Below are 17,695 nucleotides of genomic sequence, written 5' to 3'. Positions count from 1 at the left end.
ATCATCGTTTTATTTCATAGTCTGAGGTGGCCACAATGTGAGCCGCTTTCAAATTAAGGAATAAAACCATGACTAAGTTTCATGTTCTCGGCTTTCCGCGCGTTGGCGCACAGCGCGAACTCAAGTGGGCGCTGGAATCCTACTGGGCCGGCAACAGCACCCAGAACGACCTGCTGAACACTGCCTCTGCATTGCGGGCGGCCAACTGGCAGCGGCAACTGGACGCCGGCGTGGATTATCTCACCGTCGGCGACTTTGCCCTGTACGACCACGTTCTGAACACCAGCTACCTGCTTGGGCATCTGCCGGAACGCGCCCGTCATGCCCATAACCCGGTGGATCAGCTGTTTCTGGCTGCCCGTGGCCGCACGCCCTGTGGCTGCAGTGCCAGCGCCAGCGAAATGACCAAATGGTTCGATACCAACTACCACTATCTGGTGCCGGAATGCTCGGTGCAGGATGAATTCCGTCTGCAGCCGGATTTGTTATTGCAGGAAGTACGTGAAGCCAAAGCGCTGGGGAAACCGCTGAAAGCCGTGGTGCTGGGCCCGCTCAGCTATCTGTATCTGGCCAACAGCAAAGACGGCTGCGAGCGCCTGAATCTGCTGCCGCGCCTGTTACCGCTGTACAGCGAATTGTTTGCCCTGCTGCAAGCCGAAGGCGTGGACTGGCTACAGATCGACGAACCCATTCTGGTGCTGGATTTACCCGCCCCCTGGCAGCAGGTGTTCGAGCCGGCCTACCACAGCCTGCGCAATAACGGCCTGAACCTGCTGCTCGGCACTTACTTCGGTGCCCTGGACGACAATCTGCATCTGGCGCTGAGCCTGCCGGTGCAGGGCCTGCATGTTGATCTGGTCAGCGCGCCGCAACAGCTGCAACCCATTCTGGATCGCATCGGCCCTTATAAGGTGCTGTCGGCCGGAGTGATTGATGGCCGCAATATCTGGCGTGCCGACCTGAAGGCTGCGCAGGAATTGGTACAGAACGCACAACAGCAACTGGGCGAACGCCTGTGGCTGGCGTCATCCTGTTCATTGCTGCACGTGCCCTACGATGTGGAACTGGAAGCCGCGCCGCAGAAAGGTGTAAACCGCTGGTTGTCCTTTGCCCAACAGAAACTGCAGGAACTGGCGCTGCTGCGTGCTGCGCTGGATGATGAACAGGTGTTGCACAGCCACGCCTGGCAGGAACAGCAGGCGCGGGTGCAGGAACGCCGCACCTCGCTGCTGGTGCACAAAGCGCCGGTGAAACAGCGCGCTGCGCAAGCCGCCGCCCAGAGCTGGCAGCGTACCTCGCCTTTTGCCCAGCGGGCGCAGGCGCAGCAGCAACGCTGGCAGCTGCCCTTGTTTCCGACCACCACCATCGGCTCGTTCCCGCAAACCGACGAGGTACGCCAGCTGCGCCGCCGTTTCCGTGCCGGTGAACTGGACACCGCCGCCTATGAGCAGGGACTGGAACAGACGCTGCTCGAATCCCTGCGTATTCAGGAGCAGATCGGGCTGGATGTCCTGGTGCATGGCGAAGCCGAGCGCACCGACATGGTGGAATACTTTGGTGAGCAGCTCGATGGCATTGCCGTTACCCGCAATGGCTGGGTGCAAAGCTACGGTTCCCGCTGCGTTAAACCGCCGGTGATTTTCGGTGATATCGAACGCCCGCAGGCCATGACCGTGCGCTGGAGCCGTTTTGCCCAACAGCACAGCAGCAAGCCGGTAAAAGGCATGCTCACCGGCCCGGTGACTATTCTGAAATGGGCCTTTGTGCGCGACGACCAGCCCTGGTCGGCCACCGCTTATCAGTTGGCGGCGGTGCTGCGCGATGAAGTGCTGGAGTTACAGGCCGCCGGCATCGGCATGATTCAGGTGGATGAACCGGCTCTGCGCGAAGCCTTGCCACTGCGCAAAGCGGCGCACCCGGCCTACCTGCATTGGGCGGTGAACAGCTTCCGCTATGCCGTGAGCGCCGTCGACGACAGCACCCAGATTCACACCCACATGTGCTACGCCGACTTCGACGACATTCTGCCGGCCATCGAAGGTATGGATGCCGACGTGATTACGCTGGAAACCGCGCGTTCGGCCAATAAGCTGCTGACCACGCTGGCGCAGACGCCGTACCACAACGGCATCGGCCCCGGCGTGTACGACATTCACAGCCCGAATATCCCGGCCCAGGCCGACATGCTGGGCATTTTGCGCGGCACGCTGGATGTCGTACCGGCGGCTAACTTATGGGTAAACCCCGACTGCGGCTTAAAAACCCGGCGCTGGGCGGAAGTGATTCCGGCACTGGAGGCCATGGTGCAGGCGGCGGCTGATTTACGGATTGAGGCAGCCCAAAAGGGAGCCGGGCAGGCGAATGCCAACGCGCTGGAAAGGGCGTAATACCGTTATCTGTTAATCCGATTTTGATCTGGTTGCAGACGTTGCTTTGTTAACCCGTCGTGCCGGGCCGGTTACCGCATCGGGGTTCAGGGAGGGATTAAGGCCAGATTGTGTTGGCAACACAATCTGGCTATCCGATAGCCGGTCTGTTCACTCTGTAACAGAAGGTGGAACGACAGTAAGTTACTCGCTCAGCCGCCCATGCTGGCGCGCCCAGCCAACCAATAGCCGGTGCACACGCTCATCGCAGGGCAGGTGGTACTGGGCCGATTCATCCAGCACGGCAGCGCTTATTTCTTCGCGGTAATCACCGATTTCGATGCTCAGGTCGCGGTTGCAGGCCTCGTACAGTTTTTCCAGTAATACCGTTACCCGTTCTGGCGTATCGGCAAACAGGTAGGGGTTTTCGAGGTCCTGTTCCAGTTCGCGGATCACCGACCAGCCGGTTTCACCACGCTGGTACAGGGTGTCGGGATTGATACCGTGCAGGTCCTGCAGACTGATGTCCCAGTCGTCCCAGTCGTCTTCCGGAGCAATTAAGGTGGTTTTGATCTGGCCATCCGGCAGCGACCAGGCGATGGCGACCGGATGGGCGTGTTCTTCGAAGGAGCTGCCGTCGATGGCAATAAACTGCGGGTAACTCATGGCCGTTCCTGCTGCGGGAAAGCGGCGAATCTACCCAGCCAGGCCGGCTTTGACAAGCGTTGTGTCGTCAGGACGGCCCAGCGCGCGCAGGTGCCGGTAGTGGCCGGCCAGCGCCGCCCACAGGGTAGGGTAAGAGCGCAGCGGGTAGCCCAGCTGTTGTAAGGGTTGCTGCAGCAGCTGGTGCAGCTGCGGGTAATGCACATGGCTGACGCGCGGAAATAAATGGTGTTCAGCCTGAAAGTTCAGCCCGCCCAGCGCCCAGGTTAAAAAGCGGCTGTTGGTGGCAAAATCCACCGTGGTGCGCAGCTGGTGCACGGCCCATTCATCGGCCATTGCCCCATTGGCTGTTGGTTGCGGAAATTCGGCTTTGTCCACCACGTGGGCCAGCTGAAACACCACCGCAAACAGAAAGCCCAGAGCGGCGTGCATTAATAAAAACCCGGTCAGAACCTCAGTGCCACGTAAAAACTGCAGCGGCACAATAAGGTAAATCAGCAGGTACAGCACTTTGCTGAACCAGAATTCGGCCTGATCGGCCAGGGTCGGATTTTTACTGAACGGGCGCTTGCCGATGGTGCGGCTGAACCAGGCTTTGTAATCCAGCACAAAAAACCAGAACAGGCTGGTCAGCGGGTACAGCAACCACACGTACCAGTGCTGAAAGCGGTGAAACCAGTAACGCGGCTGGTGCGGGCTCATGCGGAACAGGCCGAGGGCGTCTATGTCTTCGTCCACATCATCGACGTTGGTGAAGGTGTGGTGGTTGCGGTTGTGCTTCTGCGCCCAGTAAAAGCGGTTGCTGCCGATCAGGTTGAAACTGAGGGCGGCCAGCCGGTTCAGGCGGCCAGTGCGGCTGAACGATTCGTGCGCGCCATCGTGCATCACGTTAAAACCAAGCAGGGCGGTGGCAATGCCATGGGCCAGCCAGCCGAGCAGGTTCAGCGGTTCGGGCACCAGCAGCAAGGCGGCATAACTGGCGCAATACAGGCTGATAATCACCAGGGCTTTACGGAACAGACGGGCATCGCCGCTGCGGGGCTGCTGGTGGGTACTGAAATGTTGCTGTACCAGCGCCGACAGCTGCTGATACACCGGCCGTTGGCCGGGCGGAAACTGAGGTGAAGTCATGATTTATTATGATTGTTATGACACCGGGGCATCCTACCCGAGTTTGAGCGGATGCGAAACCGGTACGAACGCACCAGTACGAAGGCGATTGTTAAGGCGGAGCCTTTACTTTACCTGACAGAATGGCACCGGAAATGGCCCTTAAAAGCGCCTTGTGTGGCATCTTTTCCACTTTATCTCGTCGTGGCTTTAGGTCATAGTCGGCCACAAAGAGGGTTGATTGCAGCCCACCTAATAACAACAAATAACGCAATAAGGGGTCTTCTGTGGAAGCTTCATTCTGGGATGGAAAGCGCGCTCCCGGCGTGCCGGATCAAATTGATTTATCCAAATACAATGCCGTGGTGGAAGTGATCGAAAGCGCGTTTCAGCGTTACGCCGATCGCCCGGCTTTTACCAGCATCAACTACACCCTGACGTACCGGCAGATCGACGAATACAGTGCCGCCTTTGCCGCCTATCTGCAGAACCACACCAGCCTGCAGCCCGGTGACCGCATTGCCATTCAGATGCCGAATATTCTGCAATTTCCCATTGCCATGTACGGTGCCCTGCGCGCCGGCCTGATTGTGGTGAACACCAACCCGCTGTACACCGAACGCGAAATGCTGCACCAGTTCAATGATTCTGGCGCCAAAGCGCTGGTGTGTATGGACGTATTCGCCCGTTCGGTGCAGAACATCAAAGATCAGACTGGCCTGAAGCACATTATTGTGACCAGCCTGGCCGATATGTTGCCGTTCCCGAAGCGCAATATTATTAACGCAGCGGCTAAATACATTAAAAAAATGGTACCGGCTTACAGCCTGCCGGAAGCCGTGCGTTTCCGCACCGCGCTGCAGCAGGGTGCTAAATTCGGCGGTTTTGTTGCCAACTATATGCGCAACCCGGATGACACCATTATTCTGCAATACACCGGCGGTACCACCGGCGTGGCCAAGGGCGCCGAGCTGACCAACCGCAACCTGGTGGCCAATATGCTGCAGTCGCGTGCACAGCTGAGCCAGGTCGACCCCGCCACCGGTAAACCCATTAAGCCCGATACCGGCGTAAAAGTGGTGGCACCGCTGCCGCTGTATCACATTTATTCGTTTACCGTGCATTTAATGGCGCTGTTCGAGCTGGGCGATCACAGCATCCTGATTGCCAACCCGCGCGACACCAATATGTTTGTGCGCATGATCAAACCGCATCAGTTAACCGGTTTTATCGGCCTGAACACGCTGTTTGTCTCTTTGCTGAACCATCCGGATTTTAAAAACTGTGATTTCAGCCAGCTGAAACTGACCTTATCCGGCGGTACCGCGCTGGTGGAAAATACCGCCAAGCGCTGGAAAGAATTAACCGGCTGCGGCATTTCAGAAGCCTATGGCTTAACCGAATGTTCACCGGCGGTAACCATGAATCCGACCAATGGTCTGGAGCGCATGGGTACCGTGGGCCAGGCCATTGCGGGCACCGCTCTGAAGTGCATTGACCCGGACGGCAATGAAGTGCCGGTGGGCGAACGCGGTGAGCTGTGCGTAAAAGGCCCGCAGGTGATGAAAGGCTACTGGAACCGTCCGGATGCCACCGAAGCCAGCTTTACCGCCGACGGTGAATGGCTGCGTACCGGTGACGTGGCGGTGATCGACGAAGACGGGTTTGTGAAAATTGTGGACCGCATCAAAGATATGATTCTGGTCTCTGGTTTTAACGTTTACCCGAACGAAATTGAAGACGTGGTTGCCATGCACCCGGGCGTTGAAAATGCTGCAGTAATCGGTGTGCCGGACGACAAAACCGGCGAAGCGGTGAAATTGTTTGTGGTGGCACTGGATCAGAATCTGACCATTGAAGACATTAAAAAACACTGCAAAGAGAACCTGACCGGTTACAAACTGCCGCGCCACATTGAATTCCGCAAGGAATTACCAATGAGCCCGGTGGGCAAAATTCTGCGCCGTGAACTGAAAGACGAAGAAGCGAAAAAACAGGCCGCTACTGCCTGATTGTTCTGACCGCCGGGTGTAAGCAGATCTCCTGAATACACCCGGCAGAACAGTATTTTCCCATTTCCCCCGCTGTTACTCCGCCGCTGACCTGCTAAGTTGGGCGCAACCCATTGCATTAAGGCAGAGTTATGAGCGTACTGTTACAAATCGATTTTCCCTTTGCCGGCCCCTTCGGTGACGAAATGACCGCCGGTTTCCGTGACCTGGCCGCTACCATTAACGACGAGCCGGGTTTTATCTGGAAAGTCTGGACCGAGCATGCCGGCCGTCAGGAAGCCGGTGGTATTTATCTGTTTACCGATGAAGCCAACGCCCAGGCGTACCTGCACAAGCATACCCAGCGTTTACAGGGTTTTGGCGTCAGCGGTATTCAGGCCAAAATTTTCCAGGTAAACGATACCTTATCGGTTCTGAATAACGCGCAGCTGGGCTGATACCGCCAGCCTCTGACCAACCGCTGGCCGTCCGGCTGGCGGTGATGTCGCCCTACTTATCGGTATTATTCATTCACTTATCTGACGTTATTGGCTGGCCATTACAGCCAATGGCGCACGTGTTACAGATCGTCACAATCCGTCCACTTATTCACCATTGTTGGTTATGTGTGCCTCTGAGGGTTGACGATGATTCAGTACAAAGCTCCGTTAAAAGATATTAACTTCCTGATTAACGACGTTTTTAATTTCCAGAACCACTATCAGCATATTCCGGGTGGCAGTGATGCCACACCGGAGATGGTCGATGCCATTCTGGGCGAAGCCGCCCGCTTCAGCGAAGAAGTGCTGGCACCGCTGTATCAGAGTGGTGATGAAGGCTGTGTGTGGAATAACGGTGAGGTGACCACACCGAAAGGCTTTAAAGAAGCCTACCAGCAATATATGGAAGGCGGCTGGCAGGGTATGTCGGCGCCGGTGGAATACGGTGGCCAGGGGTTGCCGCTGTCGCTGGGCGTTATTAAATCGGAAATGATCGGCACCGCCAACTGGGTGTGGGGCATGTACCCGGGCCTGTCGATGGGGGCGATGAACACCATTTACATGCACGGCACTGAAGAACAGAAGCAAACCTTTCTGCTGCCGCTGACGGAAGGCCGCTGGATGGGCACCATGTGCTTAACCGAGCCGCAGTGTGGTACCGACCTGGGTCAGGTAAAAACCAAAGCCGAACCGAACGGCGACGGTTCGTACAACCTTACCGGCACCAAGATTTTTATTTCCTCCGGTGAACACGATTTAACCGACCAGATCGTGCACATCGTACTGGCTCGTCTGCCCGATGCGCCGAAAGGCACCAAAGGGATTTCGCTGTTTATCGTGCCGAAATACCACGTCAACGCCGACGGTTCACTGGGCGAGCGCAATGCCGTGAGCTGTGGTTCCATTGAAGAAAAAATGGGTATTCACGGTTCTTCGACCTGCGTGATGAATTTCGACGGTGCTAAAGGTTTCCTGATTGGCCCGGAACATAAAGGCCTGATGTGCATGTTCACCTTTATGAATACTGCCCGTATCGGTACCTCCATTCAGGGGGTCGGCACCGCTGAATTGTCGTTCCAGAACGCCTTGCCTTATGCCCGTGACCGTCGCTCCATGCGCTCGCTCAGCGGCACCAAAAGCCCCGATCAGGTCGCCGATGCGTTAATCGTGCACCCGGATGTGCGCCGTATGCTGTTAACCCAGAAAGCCATCGCCGAAGGTGGCCGCGCCATGCTGTATCACGCAGCCCGTCTGGCTGACCACATGATGGCTGCACACAGCAAAGGCGATAGCGCCGGTTATGAGGCTTACGACGATAAACTGGGTTTCCTCACCCCAATCCTGAAAGCCTTTCTGACCGAGCTGGGTTATGAAGCCGCCAACCACGGCGTGCAGATTTACGGTGGTCATGGTTTTATTAAAGAGTGGGGCATGGAGCAGATTATCCGTGATGCCCAGATTTCCAAATTGTACGAAGGCACCACCGGTGTCCAGGCGCTGGATTTACTGGGCCGGAAAATTCTGCTGGGTAAAATGAAATCCTTCAACGAATTCCGGGCTGAAATGAAGGAATTTATTAAAACCCATAAAAATACCCGCGAAATGAAACCACTGATCCGGCAGCTGAAACGCGCTATGTTCCAGTGGCGTATCGGCACCTTCCGCATTGCTTTAAAAGCGGCGAAAAACCGCGATATGGTCGGTGCTGCGTCCGTGGATTATCTGATGTATTCCGGCTACATCATTATGGCGTTTTTCTGGGCCAGAATGGCGGATGCTGCGTACAGCGGCATTAAAGCCGGTAATGGCGATACGGATTTTTATAAGGCTAAAATTCAGACGGCACAATTTTATTATGATCGTCTGTTACCGCGCGCTAAGGCGCACGGAAAAATGATGCTGAAAGATCCGAAGTCGCTGATGCAGATGAAGGACGAGCATTTCTCGTTCTGAATCAGGCGCTGGCCAGGGGCAGGATTAAATGAATAATCTGTTGTTGCTCCTGCTGCCGGTGGCTTAATTCAGCATCGTAGCGCAGGCCACAAAGCGCCTGACATAACCGGAAAGCATGAGCGTCGGGAGCAACCGTCCAATGCGTATCCGGCAGTGTCAGGCGCGCTTCCAGATGATCTTCCCGAACCCATACATGCAGGCTCAGCGGCACAGGGTTGCCACTGTTCTGCTCTTTATTTTGGGCAGCACTCAGCAGCAGGGTACGCAGTATAAATTGTGGAATGGCCGGGTTTTCCTGCACCAATAATGAAAACGGAATATGCAGGTCTGCCTGCAGCCCATAATCATTTTGCCATTGTTCAAATTGCTGGCGTAACCAGGCACAAAGGTCGAGGCTGGTGCGGTTCTGGTATAAATCCAGCGCAAAAAATTCCTGCCATTGCTGGACGGCCGGAAGCTGATGAATGCTTTGCCATTGCTGAATATCTTCTGCAATCAGCGCACAGATGGTTTGCATATAATGCGGCTGGCGACCCGAGCGCAAGCGTTGTACTTCACGTTGCTGGTCGTTCAGTTGGCGCTGGAGTTCCTGATTTGACTCATGCAGTTCATGGGTCTGACGCACCACTTCCTGCTCCAGCTGCTGGCGCATTTGCTGCAGTTGTTCGCGGGCTTTTAATTCTTTGCTGCGGTCGATCATGCAGATAAGCACCTGCTCCGGGCGATTATCCTGATAGCGGATTACCTGCAGACTGATATCAAAAAACCGTTCCTTTTGCTGTTTATCCAGCATGCGAAAGCTGTCATGCAGACGCACCTGATGGCCCTGTAACAATTGCCGGATTCGCTCAACCTGCCGTTCCGCTTCCGGACCCGTGATGCAACTGAGAAAAAACTCCATGGGCTGGCGCAGATTCTCAATATCCGACTCATTACTGCCGATCTGGGTGGCAAAATGGTTATTGCAATGGAAGGCATCCTGGCTCAGATCATAACGACAAAACCCCAGTGCGGCGTTATCCACGGCCATGGCCAGTTGGTGCTGCAGTTGTTTGCGCTGGTCGTATTCCTGCTCGCGTAAACGCAGGTCTTCCTGCAGGGTAGTGCGCATATCATTAATGGCCGCAGCCACATAACTGAGTTCATCACGCGGATCACCGGGGCGGTCTACCTGCAATTCCAGATCCGGGTTTTCCAGGCTGAAGGTACTGGCCCAGTCGGCCATGCGTTGCAGGCGACGGGCAATCAGCCGGTGCACAATCAGCAGCAGCATAACGGCCACGGAAAAAATCAGCAGAAACTGACTGATAAGAATGTCTGCCGCCCGGCCGGTGAGGGTATCGTACAGCACCTCATAGCTTTGGCTGACGCGCAGGGTGCCCAGTTCCGTGGTGCCGGTCACGTTCTGATATTGCAGCGGAATGACCAGCCGCTGGTCCGATTTCCGGTACAGATCGCCAATGCTGTGCAGAACGGTGCCATCATGATCCAGCTGAACATACACCACACCGGGAAAATTACTGACCCCTTGCAGCAGGGTTTCCAGCTGGCGTTTGTCAAAATTCCACAGACTGTAGGTGATGCTGTCCTGATAGCTGCTGCGGATCTGCTGCAGTGCTTTGTCGTAATCAGCAACCCCCTGACGGTAATCCGTCCACAGCATCACCGCGCTGGATAACAGCGCGATCAGACTGCTGGTACTCAGCAATGAGTACAGCAGCCGTCGGCCAATGGGCGCAATGACATCAGAAGCAGGGATTTCAGAAGCAGGAGTATCAGCCACGGTGGCAGGTCATCCACAGAATAAAGTGCAGTAACTATAGCTGCCCGGCTGGCAACTGCGCTGACTCAGGAAATATTTTTTGTGCCAATGTGAACGCTGAAATGCGCCTGACCTTAGTGAAACTTGATTTGCCACAAGAAAAACAGGGGTTTGCGTTTATCAATTTTTGAGTATTGACCTGAATCAAAATAGGCAGCCGGAAGCAGGGTAGTCTGGCGCCATCTGGTTCTTACCTGTAATGAGGAAGTTAATATGAAAATGATGAAAACCCTGCTGGCTGCTGCTGTTGTTGCTGCGTCTGTACCTGCTATGGCTTATGAAGCCGGCGATATGATGGTGAAAGCGGGTGTTATTAACGTAAACCCGAAATCAGACAATATTGATCTGGGTGCTCTCGGAAAGGCTCAGATTGACGACAATACTCAATTGGGTCTGACTTTCACCTATATGGTAAGCCCACAAATCGGTGTTGAAGTGTTAGCAGCAACTCCGTTTGAGCATGACGTGACTTTGGGTGGCGCTAAGATTGCCAGCACCAAACATCTGCCGCCGACAGTATCTGCTCAGTACTATTTCATGGATGGTGCTTCCAAGGTTCAGCCCTATGTCGGTTTGGGTGTGAACTACACCAATTTTTATGATGTGAAAGACACCGCAAGCTTAGGCACCAAGGATCTGAAAGATAGCTGGGGCTGGGCATTATCTGCTGGCGTTAACTACGACCTGAACGAACAATGGTTGTTGAACGCAGCAGTGTGGAAAGTCGATATCGATAGTGAAATTGAAGGTGGTGCTGCTGATGGTGCTGATGTTGAAATCGACCCGGTTGTCGTTATGATCGGTGGCGGTTACAAGTTCTGATGTTCTGATTGCTTCACAGCTTAAAAAGCCACGCCCCGTGCGTGGCTTTTTTATGCCGGCTCAATAATTCCTGCGTTAATCATCAGCTCTGTTTATTCACCCGCGCGCGCCGAACGCTTAACCCTGAACGCCCAACCGCCCAACCCCGAACACTCAACGCTAAAAGCGTCTCCCGTCTCCCGTCCAGCCTCAAGCCTCAAGCCTCAAGCCTCAAGCCCCTCACAACACAGGCCCCAGCAACCTGGCCGATTTGGCCAGCAATACCGGCCACCAGTGTTTGTTTAACCCGGTGGGTTCCGCGTCGACAAAATCCTGCAACAGCATCCGTTCGGTCTGGCGGGCAAAATCCGGGTCTTCGATCAGGGCATTAATTTCAAAATTAATCCGTAAAGAACGGTTATCCAGATTCGCGCTGCCAATGCTGCTCCAGTCATCGTCTATCAGCAGCACTTTCTGGTGCAGAAACCCTTTTTTATAGGTGTAAAACTGCACGTTGCACTGGCTGAGGCTGCTGATGTAGCTGCGCATGGCCTGCTGCACCAGCCAGCTGTCGCTTTTCTCCGGTACCAGAATACGGATATCCAGCCCCCGCAGGCCGGCCAGCTGCAGGGCATTAAACAGATTCTGATCTGGCACAAAATAAGGGCTGACCAGCCAGCAGCGGCGTTTGGCGCTGTGAATCAGGTGCGAAAAATACAGGCTGGCGCTTTCGGTTTCATCCGCCGGCCCCGAGGCAATGCACATTACCCGGCTGTTGCCGGCTGGTTGTGACGCCTGCCAGTGTAAGGCCGGCAGATGCTGAGTCGCCCAGTGCCAGTCTTCACTGAATGCCAGCTGAAAACTCAGTGCCGCCGGTCCATGAATTTCCACATGGGTATCACGCCAGAAGGGCAGTGCCGTACCGTCGCCCAGATATTCATCGCCCAGATTAAAACCACCGGTAAAGGCGGTGTGGCCATCACAGACCACCAGTTTGCGGTGGTTGCGGAAATTCAGCTGCATACGGGTACGCAGGCGCAGGGGATTAAAGCGCGATACCCGTACCCCGGCTTTACGCAACCGCTGCAGGTACGCCCGGCTCAGGCCACGGCTGCCGATTTCGTCATACAGCAGGTAGGTGGCAACGCCCTGGCGGGCTTTATTACACAGCAGGTCGGCCAGCTGCTGGCCGGTGCGGTCGTCACGCAGAATATAAAACTGCACACAGACGGAATGTTCGGCGGCAGCAATGGCACGGAAAATCTGGGTGTAGGTGTCGGCGCCGCTGGTCAGCAGCTGGCAGTGGTTGCCATCGACCTGAGGCATACGGAACAGCGGGTACAGCGGGTAGGTGAAGTCGCCGGGAGGCAGCGCTTGTGGTTCGAGTTCGGCCTGAACCTGATCGGCGATCAGATCCAGGTCTTCATCATGGTGGCTGCGCGCGCGTAAATAACCATGAAAGCGGCGACTGCCAAAGAACGCATAAAGGGGCAGGGTGATCATGGGCATCAGTATTAACCCCAACACCCAGGCGATGGTGCCCTGGGCAGTACGCCCCTGCCACAAGGCATCAATGGCGGCCAGCAAACCAAGGCTGTACACCAACAGTGCCCAGATCCACCACGCCAGTTCCTGCATGTTCTTCTCCCGTCATTGATGACGGCAGTAAACGGGATATTTACATCCCGATCAAGCGCATGAACTCGTCACGGGTGGCCGGGTTGCTGCGGAAGTCACCCAGCATCACCGAGGTACGCATCATAGAATTCTGCTTTTGCACGCCGCGCATCATCATGCACATGTGCTGGGCTTCCATAATCACCCCCACGCCGCGGCAACCGGTCACTTCCTGTACGGCTTCGGCGATCTGCTTGGTCATGTTTTCCTGAATCTGCAACCGGCGCGCAAACATATCGACGATACGGGCAAATTTGGATAACCCCAGCACCTGGCCATTCGGCAGGTAGCCGATATGGCAGCGGCCAATAAAGGGCAGAACATGGTGTTCGCACAGGGAATAGAACTCGATACCCTGAACCACCACCATTTCGTCGTTATCGCTGGTGAAAACAGCACCATTAACCACTTCATTAATATCGGTGGTGTAACCACTGGTCAGAAACTGCATGGCTTTGGCAGCCCGTTTCGGGGTGTCCAGCAGGCCTTCGCGTTGCGGGTCTTCGCCCAGTCCGGACAGTACCTGACGGTACAGGGTTTCAAGATTGCTCATGTCGATACCGTGATTGGTTGTAATACCTGAGTAGTTTACTCAATTAAAAAACTTATACAAACAGCTTTTATGTATAAGAAAATTCGGTCACCTGCAGCTGACCATGGTCACCCGGCAGCCCCAGCTGCTGCAGGTAATGCAGTACGCCCGGCGCCGGCGGCTGGCTGCCGGTCCAGAAGCAGCCAATGGGTGCGCTGTCTGCGTGTTGCAGGCGTTCGGCCTGATTGCCCAGCAGGGTGGCGACCCGGCGGGCAATGGCGGCACCGGAATCGACCCAGCCAATATCCGGAAACAACTGCTGCAGTTGGGGTTTCAGCAGCGGAAAATGCGTGCAGCCCAGCACCACATGGCTGAGTGGCCGGGGCTGATACAGCCAGTGCTGCAGGTGGGCCTGCAGGCCGGCAGGTACGCTGCCGGTGGCAATAAAATCTTCCGCCCATTGCACCAGCTCGCCGCTGCCAAAGCGGCGCACCTCGCAATGCGGGGCAAATTCCCGGATCAGGTCATCAGTGTAGGGGCGGTTCACCGTCGCCGGGGTTGCCAGCAAGCCAATCTGGCCACTGCTGCTTAAACCGGCCGCCACTTTGATGGCTGGCACCACACCGACCACCGGCAGCTGTAATTGCTGGCGCAGTGCTGGTAAGGCCAGGGTGCTGGCGGTGTTGCAGGCGACCACCAGAATATCCGGATTCAGCTCGCGCACGGCGCTGGTGCAGACACTGAGAATACGCTGAATCAGAAAATCATCGGCCTTGGTGCCATAAGGAAAGGCGGCGGAATCCATCAGGTACTGCAGCGGTAAGCCGGGCAATAACTGGCGGATTTCACTGACAATGCTCAGGCCTCCGACACCGGAGTCGAAGATCAGGACGTTTGCGCTCATGCCGTTTCCGGGTGGGTAAAGCGCGGCAGTTTAACAAAAGGTGGCAGAGGCGGCAGCTAAGTTATTGCCTGGGCTGCGTTCCTGTCAGATCGCACTATAATCAACCCATTGGAAAGGGAGCAGTGAACGCGTGGATTTACAGCAACTATTGGATAATGCCCGGCGCAATGAGGCGTTGTTGCACCGGCTGCAGGCGTTTGAATTACAGTTGTTGTCTTGTCAGAGCTGGAGTGACCTGCTGCGGTTACTGTTACAGGGGCTGCCTGAGCAGTTTGGCCTGGATGACATCAGGCTTTGTCTGGTCGATGCCGATGGTCAGTTGTATCAGTCCATGGGGCAGTCTTTGACCCCGGAACAGGCCCCCTGGCTGGAAGCTCTGGAATTTGTTACCCACTTGCCGCAGTGCCGGCCGGGGCCGGTGGCGGTAAACCCGCCCTGGCACAGTGGCCTTGTGTTGCCGTTGCTGCGGCATGAACGCTGTCTGGGCAAACTGACATTATTTTCCACCCGCCGCGACCGTTTCGGCGATGACATGGCGACCGATTTTCTGCAGCATCTGGCGGCGGTCATTGCTGCCTGCCTGGTAATGGTTGAGCAAAGCGAACAACAGACTCGGCTGGCGCTGACCGACCCGCTGACCGGGGTGGAAAACCGCCGCGGGTTTGAACGCCTGTATACCCGCGAGTGGGCCAGAGGGCTGCGCCAGTTTCACGAATTTGCCGTTATTCTGCTCGATCTGGATTTCTTCAAGCAGGTGAATGACCAGCATGGTCATGCCACCGGTGACCGTGCGCTGCAGGCGTTATGCAACACCCTGCGCCAGATTGTCCGGCCTTCTGACCCCATTGGCCGGCTTGGCGGTGAGGAGTTTGCCCTGCTGGTGCCCGGTTGTTCGTGGTCACAGCTCGATAGCCTGGTGCCCCGTATTCAGCAGGCTATCCGACAAATGGACGTGCGTAATGATAGCGGTCAGCGGGTTACCATGACCGCTTCGGGCAGTTATCTGGTTGTCACGCCCCGGGCGCACAGCCGCATTGAGCTGGATCAGGTGATTCGTTTGCTGGACAAGTATCTTTACCAGGCTAAGGCACAGGGGCGGGATTGTTTTCTGGCCGCCCGGCCACCGAATTAAATCGTGCAGAAAGGATTGTTGATGAACGAACAGCATTATCCGCTGGTTATTCCACAGCCGGCCAAACCTGCGGAACAAAAAAGCCGGCATCTTCCTTACGGTGAACGCCTGAGCCGGGCGCAGTACGAGCGGGAAAAGCAAAGCCTGCAGATTGAACTGCTGAAATTACAGAATTGGGTACGCGAAAGCGGTGAAAAAATCGTTATTTTGTTTGAAGGCCGTGATGCAGCCGGTAAAGGCGGCACCATTAAGCGCTTTATGGAACACCTGAACCCGCGTGGTGCGCACGTGGTGGCGTTGGAAAAACCCAGCGAAAGGGAACGCACCCAGTGGTATTTTCAGCGTTATATCCATCATTTACCGGCCGCCGGTGAAATGGTGTTTTTTGACCGCAGCTGGTACAACCGAGCCGGTGTTGAGCGGGTGATGGGCTTTTGCAGTACCGAAGAATATATGGAATTTATGCGTACCGTGCCGGAACTGGAACGAATGCTGGTGCGTTCCGGCATCCGCTTATTCAAATTCTGGTTTTCGGTTAGCCGGGAAGAGCAGCTGCGGCGTTTTCAGAGCCGTCAGATTGACCCGCTGAAACAGTGGAAACTCAGCCCCATTGATCTGGCGTCACTGGATAAATGGGATGATTACACCGATGCCAAAGAAACCATGTTTCATTACACCCACCACAGCGATGCGCCCTGGACGGTAATCCGTTCCGACGATAAAAAACGCGCCCGTCTGAATGCCATGCGTTTTGTTCTGAATCAGTTTGATTACCGGCATAAATCACCCAGCCTGAATTTAACCCCCGATCCGCTGATTGTGCAGCCGGCGACCGCTGCGCGGGAAGCCTAGGAGACTGACATGCACGACCGACCGCATTATCTGCATGCGCAAAAAGTGGTGAATAATTTTCGCCGGGTGTTAGGGGAAGAATTGTGCAGCCGCATTGGTGACTATCATTTCAGTACGTTAGAGGTGCTGATTGAATCGGCTATTAATACCAGCGTGATGGATGCCATGCAGCTGGCGGAACAAGACGTGGAAGAATTACTGAAAAAACTGCGTAACCACACCCACCGCTGAGGGCGGGTGTGGCGCGGGTATGCCGAGGCCCTTAAGGTTTGGGGCTGAAAATAAGCGTGAAATTAACCGGCACCACTTCGCTGATGCGTTCCAGTTTGGCAATGTCGCGCAGCTTCTGAATACCAGCGGTTAATTCAAACTGGTCGGCCTGCACCAGCACCGGCTTCAGGCTGGTAACCACCAGACGGCCATCGGCGGCCGGCACAATTAAAACCGGTACGGATACATCGGCTTCCAGGCCATGCAGGCTCAGTTTACCAGCCAGGTCATAGGTCTGAATGGCACCGGCGGCAGCCTGTTGCAGCACTTTGGTATTCACTTTGGCGGTCAGGGTGGCGCTGGCAAAGCGGCTGGTTTCAAACAGCATTTCCTGCATACGGGTATCGCGGATAGCAATGGCGGTATCAACGCTGCTCAGGTCAATGCTCAATGTGGCTTCACCGTTGTCAGCAATATTGCCCTGCAGGCGGTTAAAACGATGAACTTCAGCCAGATGGGTATTTTTGAACGACATAAAGGTCAGTTCAGACGGTTGTTCCAGTTGCCAGCCGGCCTGAGCCAGGGCGGCGAACAGAAATAACGGAGCCAGTATCAGAGTGCGCATTGCAGAATCCTTATTATCAGTAACGGGTTTATTGCAGCAGGGTAACGCCGGGAAAACGGTAGCTTACCAGCCATTGCAACTCGCGCTGCACGGCTGGTTTATGACGCTCTTCCAGCGTCCAGCGTTCCCGGTCGAGACGGAACTGTTCTTTTTTCGGCAGCGCTTTGTAAGCATCCAGAATGGGCATTCCGGCGGTGGCTTCGTGATGTTGGCGCAGGGTGGCCAGTTCATCCAGTTGCCAGGCATCGGGGTCGAGCGCACTCATTAAATACTGAATGCGCAATACGCCTTCGGTAATTTCACATTGTTCTGCCAGCACGGCGCGGGCAATAAAGCGGATATCCTGCAGCAACTCCAGCTGGCGGTTGCGCAGGTGCAGCTCCGCCTGCGCGGCTTCGTCCTGTTGCGTCTGCTGCAGGTTTTTCACTTTCGCGGTCAGGTGCCAGGCGTAGTAGGCCAGTGCAGCGATAATTACCAGCGCCGCAAGAATCAGCAAGGTGTAGGTCAGAGTCATGGCAGTTACCGGGTCAGCAAAAGACGGAACCGCATCATACCCA

General features: G+C 55.5%; 16 protein-coding genes. 8 read left to right on the top strand and 8 right to left on the bottom strand.

Going from position 1 to position 17,695, the window contains the following annotated elements; translation table 11 throughout:
• Positions 1-68 precede the first annotated feature (68 nt).
• Positions 69-2,387 carry a 5-methyltetrahydropteroyltriglutamate--homocysteine S-methyltransferase gene (gene metE, locus GJQ55_RS07860; RefSeq protein ID WP_228344431.1) on the top strand — a complete coding sequence of 773 codons (2,319 nt, stop codon included), beginning with the start codon at positions 69-71 and terminating at the stop codon, positions 2,385-2,387.
• Positions 2,388-2,570: 183 nt separating this feature from the next.
• On the opposite strand, the gene GJQ55_RS07855 is transcribed toward metE, so the two are convergent.
• Entirely contained in the window at positions 2,571-3,032 is a 462-nt protein-coding gene (locus GJQ55_RS07855; protein WP_228344430.1) for a hypothetical protein, read from the bottom strand.
• A gap of 30 nt (positions 3,033-3,062) precedes the next feature.
• The gene (locus GJQ55_RS07850) at positions 3,063-4,160 is read right to left on the bottom strand and encodes a fatty acid desaturase family protein (protein WP_228344429.1); all 1,098 of its coding nucleotides are present in this window, start codon (positions 4,158-4,160) and stop codon (positions 3,063-3,065) included.
• 266 nt (positions 4,161-4,426) lie between these two features.
• On the opposite strand from GJQ55_RS07850, the gene GJQ55_RS07845 reads away from it, so the two are divergent.
• The 3 genes from GJQ55_RS07845 to GJQ55_RS07835 all read left to right on the top strand — a co-directional run bounded on the left by GJQ55_RS07845 (position 4,427) and on the right by GJQ55_RS07835 (position 8,583).
• Positions 4,427-6,151 carry an AMP-binding protein gene (locus GJQ55_RS07845; protein ID WP_228344428.1) on the top strand — a complete coding sequence of 575 codons (1,725 nt, stop codon included), beginning with the start codon at positions 4,427-4,429 and terminating at the stop codon, positions 6,149-6,151.
• A gap of 131 nt (positions 6,152-6,282) precedes the next feature.
• Complete coding sequence (locus GJQ55_RS07840) at positions 6,283-6,588, top strand: monooxygenase (protein WP_228344427.1); 306 nt, start codon at positions 6,283-6,285, stop codon at positions 6,586-6,588.
• Between the two features lie 189 nt (positions 6,589-6,777).
• The gene (locus GJQ55_RS07835; RefSeq protein ID WP_228344426.1) at positions 6,778-8,583 is read left to right on the top strand and encodes an acyl-CoA dehydrogenase C-terminal domain-containing protein; all 1,806 of its coding nucleotides are present in this window, start codon (positions 6,778-6,780) and stop codon (positions 8,581-8,583) included.
• A 1-nt stretch (position 8,584) separates the two neighbouring features.
• On the opposite strand, the gene GJQ55_RS07830 is transcribed toward GJQ55_RS07835, so the two are convergent.
• Entirely contained in the window at positions 8,585-10,366 is a 1,782-nt protein-coding gene (locus GJQ55_RS07830; RefSeq protein WP_228344425.1) for a HAMP domain-containing protein, read from the bottom strand.
• Between the two features lie 252 nt (positions 10,367-10,618).
• On the opposite strand from GJQ55_RS07830, the gene GJQ55_RS07825 reads away from it, so the two are divergent.
• Positions 10,619-11,227 carry an OmpW/AlkL family protein gene (locus GJQ55_RS07825; protein WP_228344424.1) on the top strand — a complete coding sequence of 203 codons (609 nt, stop codon included), beginning with the start codon at positions 10,619-10,621 and terminating at the stop codon, positions 11,225-11,227.
• Positions 11,228-11,446: 219 nt separating this feature from the next.
• Here GJQ55_RS07825 and cls read toward each other — a convergent pair whose 3' ends face one another.
• The 3 genes from cls to murI form a co-directional block, all read right to left on the bottom strand.
• Positions 11,447-12,844 (bottom strand): cardiolipin synthase, encoded by a 1,398-nt coding sequence (cls, locus tag GJQ55_RS07820; RefSeq protein WP_228344423.1) that lies wholly within the window; start codon positions 12,842-12,844, stop codon positions 11,447-11,449.
• Positions 12,845-12,884: 40 nt separating this feature from the next.
• Positions 12,885-13,436 (bottom strand): GTP cyclohydrolase I FolE, encoded by a 552-nt coding sequence (gene folE / locus GJQ55_RS07815; RefSeq protein WP_228344422.1) that lies wholly within the window; start codon positions 13,434-13,436, stop codon positions 12,885-12,887.
• A 67-nt stretch (positions 13,437-13,503) separates the two neighbouring features.
• A complete protein-coding gene (murI, locus tag GJQ55_RS07810; protein WP_228344421.1) occupies positions 13,504-14,319 on the bottom strand; it encodes a glutamate racemase in 816 nt (271 codons plus the stop codon).
• Positions 14,320-14,449: 130 nt separating this feature from the next.
• On the opposite strand from murI, the gene GJQ55_RS07805 reads away from it, so the two are divergent.
• From GJQ55_RS07805 to GJQ55_RS07795, 3 genes are read left to right on the top strand one after another with little or no spacing between them, the layout of a single operon-like run.
• On the top strand, positions 14,450-15,451 hold the full coding sequence (locus GJQ55_RS07805) for a sensor domain-containing diguanylate cyclase (protein ID WP_228344420.1): 1,002 nt from the start codon (positions 14,450-14,452) through the stop codon (positions 15,449-15,451).
• A gap of 21 nt (positions 15,452-15,472) precedes the next feature.
• Positions 15,473-16,303 carry a polyphosphate kinase 2 gene (gene ppk2 / locus GJQ55_RS07800; RefSeq protein WP_228344419.1) on the top strand — a complete coding sequence of 277 codons (831 nt, stop codon included), beginning with the start codon at positions 15,473-15,475 and terminating at the stop codon, positions 16,301-16,303.
• A 9-nt stretch (positions 16,304-16,312) separates the two neighbouring features.
• Positions 16,313-16,534, top strand: coding sequence for a phosphatase (locus tag GJQ55_RS07795; protein ID WP_228344418.1), 222 nt, complete (start codon positions 16,313-16,315; stop codon positions 16,532-16,534).
• 31 nt (positions 16,535-16,565) lie between these two features.
• On the opposite strand, the gene GJQ55_RS07790 is transcribed toward GJQ55_RS07795, so the two are convergent.
• Together GJQ55_RS07790 and GJQ55_RS07785 are read right to left on the bottom strand one after the other, a co-directional pair.
• Positions 16,566-17,138, bottom strand: coding sequence for a YceI family protein (locus tag GJQ55_RS07790; RefSeq protein WP_228344417.1), 573 nt, complete (start codon positions 17,136-17,138; stop codon positions 16,566-16,568).
• Positions 17,139-17,166: 28 nt separating this feature from the next.
• On the bottom strand, positions 17,167-17,652 hold the full coding sequence (locus tag GJQ55_RS07785; RefSeq protein WP_228344416.1) for a DUF2489 domain-containing protein: 486 nt from the start codon (positions 17,650-17,652) through the stop codon (positions 17,167-17,169).
• Between the last annotated feature and the right edge of the window lie 43 nt (positions 17,653-17,695).

Source organism: Venatoribacter cucullus, assembly GCF_016132445.1.
Classification (GTDB): Bacteria; Pseudomonadota; Gammaproteobacteria; order Pseudomonadales; family Oceanobacteraceae; genus Venatoribacter; species Venatoribacter cucullus.
This window is presented reverse-complemented; position numbering and strand designations above follow the sequence as displayed.

Bases quoted from the DNA above. Each gene is read 5' to 3' on its own strand.
- GJQ55_RS07835 (WP_228344426.1), top strand. From the start codon at position 6,778: ATGATTCAGTACAAAGCTCCGTTAAAAGATATTAACTTCCTGATTAAC.
- GJQ55_RS07850 (WP_228344429.1), bottom strand. From the start codon at position 4,160: ATGACTTCACCTCAGTTTCCGCCCGGCCAACGGCCGGTGTATCAGCAG.
- GJQ55_RS07790 (WP_228344417.1), bottom strand. From the start codon at position 17,138: ATGCGCACTCTGATACTGGCTCCGTTATTTCTGTTCGCCGCCCTGGCT.
- murI (WP_228344421.1), bottom strand. From the start codon at position 14,319: ATGAGCGCAAACGTCCTGATCTTCGACTCCGGTGTCGGAGGCCTGAGC.
- GJQ55_RS07825 (WP_228344424.1), top strand. From the start codon at position 10,619: ATGAAAATGATGAAAACCCTGCTGGCTGCTGCTGTTGTTGCTGCGTCT.
- GJQ55_RS07840 (WP_228344427.1), top strand. From the start codon at position 6,283: ATGAGCGTACTGTTACAAATCGATTTTCCCTTTGCCGGCCCCTTCGGT.
- ppk2 (WP_228344419.1), top strand. From the start codon at position 15,473: ATGAACGAACAGCATTATCCGCTGGTTATTCCACAGCCGGCCAAACCT.
- GJQ55_RS07785 (WP_228344416.1), bottom strand. From the start codon at position 17,652: ATGACTCTGACCTACACCTTGCTGATTCTTGCGGCGCTGGTAATTATC.
- cls (WP_228344423.1), bottom strand. From the start codon at position 12,844: ATGCAGGAACTGGCGTGGTGGATCTGGGCACTGTTGGTGTACAGCCTT.
- GJQ55_RS07855 (WP_228344430.1), bottom strand. From the start codon at position 3,032: ATGAGTTACCCGCAGTTTATTGCCATCGACGGCAGCTCCTTCGAAGAA.
- GJQ55_RS07795 (WP_228344418.1), top strand. From the start codon at position 16,313: ATGCACGACCGACCGCATTATCTGCATGCGCAAAAAGTGGTGAATAAT.
- metE (WP_228344431.1), top strand. From the start codon at position 69: ATGACTAAGTTTCATGTTCTCGGCTTTCCGCGCGTTGGCGCACAGCGC.
- folE (WP_228344422.1), bottom strand. From the start codon at position 13,436: ATGAGCAATCTTGAAACCCTGTACCGTCAGGTACTGTCCGGACTGGGC.